Source organism: Streptomyces olivochromogenes, assembly GCF_021538895.1.
Classification (GTDB): Bacteria; Actinomycetota; Actinomycetes; order Streptomycetales; family Streptomycetaceae; genus Streptomyces; species Streptomyces olivochromogenes_A.
On record NZ_JADDRL010000034.1, the window covers coordinates 79,474 to 85,870 of the forward strand.

Below are 6,397 nucleotides of genomic sequence, written 5' to 3' on the forward strand. Positions count from 1 at the left end.
AAGGGCTCTCATGCGTGATCTGAACGACGACGCCGTCCGGCGGTCGACCGCCGAGTCCATCGAGCGGGGCGGCGGGGCGCTGAGCGTGACCGACCTGCTGGCCAAGGTGGCGGTGGGCGCTGTAGCGGAGCCCGCCGCCGCGGCCCGGACGTGGGACGTGGACGCTCTGGCCGCCACCATCGCCGACGCGGCGGGCCGCTATCTGCCCACCGGCACCCTGGCGCCGGACGCCGACTTCTTCGACGCGGGCGGTACGTCCGTGCACGCCGTGGAACTCGTCGCCGAGCTGGAGGGCGAACTGGGCATCGAGGTCGACCTCGACGACGTCTTCGCCGACGCGAGGCCGATCAGCCTGGCCCGCCGGTGGCTTCCGGAGATGACGGGTACGGCCACGACGGCCGCCTCGGCCGGCCCGCCCGCTTCCGGCGAGCGGGGCGCCGCGACGGCGATCGTGACCTCGCCCAACGTGACCGCGATCGCCGGGACTTCGGTCTTCGGCGCCACGCCGACCGGCACCGCGCCCGCCACCACCACGGCACCCCCGGCCCCCCTCCCGCTCTCCGCGGCGGGCACCCGCCCCGCGGCGGCGCCGGGCACCCTTCCCGTGCCCGCGCCCCGCACCCCACCGGCCGTGTTCGGCGACGCTCGCCCGGCCGCCGCCCCGCACACCCGGGCCCGGCAGGAGGATCTCGACCAGATCCTGGCCGACCTCGCCCTCGCGGACCGGCTGCCGTTCGTCGACGTGCCTCAGCCGTTGCCGCCGCGCCGGATCCTGCTCACCGGAGCGACCGGCTTCCTCGGCAGCCATATGCTGCTCGACCTGCTGCGGCACAGCGACGCCCACGTCTACTGCCTGGTCCGCGCGGCCGACGAGGAGGCGGCCACCGAGCGGCTCGGGCAGCAGCTGCGCAGCTACCGGCTGCCCTGGTCGTCGGAGGTGCGGCGCCGGGTGACCGTACTGCCCGGCGACATCCGCCGCCCGCGCCTCGGCCTCGACGACGAGTTGTGGCACACCCTCGCCCACGAACTCGACAGCATCGTCGGCGTGGCCGCCGCCGTGGACTTCCTGCGCGGCTACCAGTCCCTGCGCGGCAGCAACGTCCTCGGCGCGCTGACCCTCGCCGAACTCGCCGCGACCGGCCGCCCCAAGCCGCTGCACCACATCTCCTCGATCGCGGTGTTCAACGAGGTCGGCATCACGTCGATGGGCGAGGACGACCCCCTCGCCCACATCGACCGGCTCATCTCCGGCTACGACCAGTCCAAGTGGACCGCCGAGGTCGCGCTGCGCCGCGCCCGCGACCACGGCCTGGTCGTCACCGCGCTGCGCCCCGGCGGCATCGGCGGTCACACGAAGACCGGCGCCTACAACCCGCAGGACCTCAGCAGCGGTCTGATCTCGGCCTTCGGCCGCTTCCGCACCGTACCGGCGTTCCGCTACCTCAACGCGGCCCCGGTCGACTGGGTGAGCCGGGTCGCGGTCGCCGCGATCTGCGAGCCGGACGCCTGGGGCTTCGACTACAACCTGACCGGTGTCCCCAACCGGCTCGTCGACGTCGTCTCGGACATGTCGCGCGGCGGCATGCACGTGCGCGTCCAGGACTGGGACGACTGGCGCACCGACACCCTGGCCCGCCTGGAGGCCGAACCGGTCCCCGAACTCACCTTCCTGAACCGGGTGTTGCAGAGCCCCACCGCCCTCAAGCTGTGCGAGGCCACGCTGCAGGGCCCGGCGGCCGTCGCCGAGCGCACCGACGCCCTCGTCGCGGCCCTCGGCCTGTCGCCCGCCGCCCGCTACGACGCCGAGGCGCAGCTGAAGACCTTCGAGAAGCTCGCCGACGACGGCCTGGCCCGGCTGCCCCAGAAGGACGACCAGCCCTACCTGTGGTTCGCCGAGACGACCGAGGGCACCGTCGGCCCGGTCGGCGCCGCGGCCGAGACGCCCTGCTCGATGGCGCTCACCCTGTCCATCGCCGGCATGTACCAGCTGGTGAAGGAACGCCGGGTCGACGTCACCGGCGAGGTGACCTGCGCGGCGATCCACCCGCTGCCGCTGACCGTCGAGCGCGGTGACGTCTGGGTCCGCCCCGAGGAGGGCATCCCGCAGCAGCACGGCCTCAGGCACCAACTCCTGCGCTACCGGCTGCGGTTGCGCGACGCCGACGGCGGCCAGTGGTGGCTGGAGGGCCGCAAGTACGCCCGGGCCCGCCGCGACCTGTGGCGGCAGACCCGCGCCCTTACCGTCGAGATCGGCCGCGAGGGCGAGGCCGCGAGCCTGCTCGGCGAGGTCGTCGTCCCCGCCGACTCCTACGTCCGCGACCAGATCGACGGCATCAAGGTCGACCCGCGGCTGACCGGCCAGGAGAAGCGGGCCGCCAAGCTGACCTGGCTCGCCTGGTTCGGCCTGGAGATGGGCCGCGGACTGGTCGGCCCGTTCGCCCGCGTCGCCGCGGACCTGCTCGACCTGCGCCGCACCCCCACCCTCACGGAGCAGCACCGATGATCTTCAGGACCAAGACCTCCCGGGCCGCCCGGCCGGCGCTGCGCCAGGTGCGCACCACCGCGGCCCTGCGCCCCCTGCGTCACCGCCTCGACCCGGCCCGCGTCGAGGAGATCCCGTTCCGGACGAGCGACGGCTTCCGCCTGGGCCTCACCCGCGTCGACACCGGCGACAGCGGCCGGCCCGCCGTGCTGCTGCTGCACGGCCACACGGCGTCCGCCGACATGTTCCTGCAGCCCGAGACCCGCAACCTCGTCGACGTCCTGCTCGACGAGGGCTACGAGCCCTGGCTGCTGGACTGGCGGGGCAGCTGCCGGCTGCCCTACAACGAGACCGGCCGCCGGTACACGTACGACGACGTGGCCCTGTACGACATCCCCGAGGCCGTCGCCCACATCCGCGGCCGCATCGGCGACGACCGGCCGCTGTTCGTGGTCGCCCACTGCATCGGCTCCCTGTCCCTGTCGCTGAGCATGACGGCGGGGCTGGTGCCGGGGCTGGCCGGAGTCGTCTCCCAGGGCGTGTTCCTGACCCCGAAGCTGGCCGGCCGGACCTCGCTGCGCATGTCGGTGGCGGGGGAGCTGCTGAAGAAGCGGATCGACCACATCCCGGTCGACTTCCGCAAGGCGGGCCTGCGGTCGAAGTACACCCCGCTGTTCGCCCTGGCCTCGCGCAAGGCGAGCTGTCCCGATCCGACGTGTCAGATCCTGCACAACTCGGCCTGGGGCACGGGCGCCTCGCTGTTCGTGCACGAGAACCTGTCCGAGACCACCCACGACCGGCTCGCCGAGCTCCTCGGCCCCGCGCCGCTGTGGATCCTGCCACACCTGCGCCGGATCGAACTGGCCCGCAGCGTCGTCCGCTGGCACGACACCGACCACCGCTACCGGGCGCTGCCGCCCAACGCGCTGGACGCGGCCGGGAGCATCGACACCCCGGTGCTGCTGCTCTCGGGCAGCGAGAACGGGCTGTGGCTCGACTCGCAGAAGCTCTGCCACCAGGTGCTGGCCCACCGGCAGCCGCAGCTGGACGTGTCGTACACCGAGATTCCCGGCTACGGTCATCTGGACACGTTCCTGGGCCGTGGCGCCGCCCTCGACGTGTTCGGGCACATCCTCGATTTCCTCGGCGAACGACGGTGACGGCAGGGTGCCCGGCCGGTTACCGTACCGGGCAGTAACCGGAGCGCATTCCAGGAGGCCCTCATGCCGCAGCTCGAAGTCGACGGAGCGGTGCTGACGTACGACGACGAGGGCCCCCGCGACGGCGACGGCGCGCCCCTGGTGTTCATCCACGGCTGGACGGCCAACCGGCACCGCTGGGACCACCAGGTGGCGCACTTCGCCGAGCGCCGCCGGGTGATCCGGCTGGACCTGCGCGGGCACGGTGAGAGCAGCGGGGCGGGGGTGCGCACGATCGCGGCGCTGGCCGAGGACGTGCTCGCCCTCCTGGACCACCTGAAGGTCGAGCGCTTCGTCCTGATCGGCCACTCCATGGGCGGGATGATCTCCCAGACCATCGCCCTGGCCCATCCCGAGCGGGTCGAGCGGATGATCCTGGTCAACTCCATCAGCCGGATGACCTACAGCCGGGGCCGGGGCCTGCTGCTGGGGGCCTCCGCCCTGGTGCCGTTCAAGCTGTTCGTCGCCGCCAACATCCAGCGGGCCTTCGCCCCGGGCTATCCGCGCGAGCAGATCCGGGAGTACGTCCGCGCCTCCGCGGACACCCCGCGCGAGGTCGTCATGACGCTGTACGGCGCCATGCGGGCCTTCGACGTCCTCGACCGGGTCGGCGAGATCCGCACGCCCACCCTGCTGGTCCACGGCTACCACGACATCCAGCTGCCGGTGCACCAGATGCTCCGGATGGCCAAGGCCTACCCGGACGCCGTGGTCCGCATCATCGACGCGGGCCACGAGCTGCCGGTGGAGAAGCCCGCGGAGCTGACGTCGGCGGTGGAGCGTTTCGTCGCCGTGGAGGACTGACCGGATCCCTCCCGGTGGTCCTTGGGGAAGACTTTGCCCGTGGCCGGTTCCCGGGGGGACCGGCCCGGTGTGACGCCGATCCGCGGGTCTCGCGCGGGTAAAGCGCGGCCGGTAATGCGGGGAGCGTGGGCCGGTTGTCCGGCGGTCGCGTTGACGGCCCGGAGTGCCTGACGGACGCTCGTCATATAGATGCTCGATACAACCGGTTCGGTGGGCATCGGCACACACATCCGGGACGTCGCAGGTGAGCGAGGTCCCGCCGCCGGGCCGGGGCGGGAGGCACGACATGTGCGGCATCACCGGATGGGTTTCCTTCGACCGTGACCTGCGAACCGAGGCCGCGGTGGTGGACGCGATGACCGAGACGATGGCCTGCCGGGGCCCCGACGACCGGGGCACCTGGATCGAGGGGCCCGCCGCCCTCGGCCACCGCCGGCTCGCGATCATCGACCTGCCGGGCGGCCGCCAGCCCATGACCGCGGACACCCCGGACGGGACCGTCGCCCTGGTGTACTCGGGAGAGGCCTACAACTTCACCGAACTCCGCCGCGAACTCACCGGCCACGGCCACCGTTTCACGACCGACTCCGACACCGAGACCGTCCTGCGCGGCTACCTCGAATGGGGCGACGCCGTCGCCGAGCACCTCAACGGCATGTACGCCTTCGCCGTCTGGGACGGCCGCCACGACAAGCTCGTGATGATCCGCGACCGCATGGGCATCAAGCCCTTCTACTGCTTCCCCACCCCCGACGGTGTCCTGTTCGGCTCCGAACCCAAGGCGATCCTCGCCCACCCGCTGGTCCGGGCCCGGGTCCGCCTCGACGGCCTGCGCGAGCTGTTCACCCTGATCAAGACGCCCGGCCACGCGGTGTGGGAGGGCATGCGAGAGGTCGAGCCCGGCACCGTCGTCACGGTCGACCGCGCGGGACCGCACACCCGCTCCTACTGGCGGCTGGAGACCCGGGCCCACCCCGACGACCGCGCCACCACCGTCGCCACCGTCCGCTCCCTGCTCGACGACATCGTGCGCCGCCAACTGGTGGCCGACGTCCCCCGCTGCACCCTGCTCTCCGGCGGCCTCGACTCCTCGGCCCTCACCGCGCTCGCCGCCCTCCGGCTGGCGGAACACGGCGAGAAGGTCCGCAGCTTCGCCGTCGACTTCGTCGGCCAGAGCGACCACTTCGTCGCCGACGAACTGCGCGCCACCCCGGACACCCCCTTCGTGCACGACGCGGCGCTCCTCGCCGGGACCGAACACCAGGACATCGTCCTGGACGCGCAGACGCTCGCCGACCCAGAGGCACGCGCCCGGGTGATCCGCGCCCGGGACCTGCCCGTCGGCTTCGGCGACCTGGACACCTCGCTCCTGCTGCTGTTCCAGGCCATCCGGGACCGCTCCACGGTCGCCCTGTCCGGCGAGTCCGCCGACGAGGTCTTCGGCGGCTACCAGCACTTCTTCGACGAGGAGGCGCGCCGCGCCGACACCTTCCCCTGGCTGGTGGGCTTCGCCCGGCGGACGGGCGAGGACACCAACCTGCTGCGCCCCGACGTGATCGAGACCCTGGATCTGGACTCGTACATCGCCGACGGCTACCGCACCGCCGTCGCGGCTGTCCGCCGCCTCGACGGCGAGAGCGACTTCGAGTACCGGATGCGGCAGATCTGCCACCTCCACCTGACCCGCTTCGTGCGCGCGCTGCTCGACCGCAAGGACCGGATGAGCATGGCGGTGGGCCTGGAGGTCCGCGTCCCGTACTGCGACCACCGTCTCGTCGAGTACGTCTACAACGCGCCCTGGTCCCTCAAGTCCTTCGACGGCCGCGAGAAGTCCCTCCTCAGGGAGGCGACGGCGGACATCATCCCCAGGACCGTCTACGACCGGGTCAAGAGCCCCTACCCGTCCACCCAG

Annotated in this window: 4 protein-coding genes; all 4 read left to right on the forward strand. The window is 72.5% G+C overall.

Annotated elements, in window-relative coordinates; genetic code table 11:
* Positions 1–10: 10 nt before the first annotated feature.
* Positions 11–2,503, forward strand: coding sequence for a thioester reductase domain-containing protein (locus tag IPZ69_RS19120; protein ID WP_235455361.1), 2,493 nt, complete (start codon positions 11–13; stop codon positions 2,501–2,503).
* Complete coding sequence (locus tag IPZ69_RS19125) at positions 2,500–3,642, forward strand: alpha/beta hydrolase (RefSeq protein ID WP_235455362.1); 1,143 nt, start codon at positions 2,500–2,502, stop codon at positions 3,640–3,642. Before IPZ69_RS19120 ends, IPZ69_RS19125 begins: the two co-directional genes overlap by 4 nt.
* A 63-nt stretch (positions 3,643–3,705) precedes the next feature.
* The gene (locus IPZ69_RS19130; protein ID WP_235455363.1) at positions 3,706–4,485 is read left to right on the forward strand and encodes an alpha/beta fold hydrolase; all 780 of its coding nucleotides are present in this window, start codon (positions 3,706–3,708) and stop codon (positions 4,483–4,485) included.
* A 286-nt stretch (positions 4,486–4,771) separates the two neighbouring features.
* Positions 4,772–6,397 (forward strand): asparagine synthase (glutamine-hydrolyzing) (gene asnB, locus IPZ69_RS19135; RefSeq protein ID WP_235455364.1); only part of this gene is annotated, 1,626 nt, incomplete at its 3' end.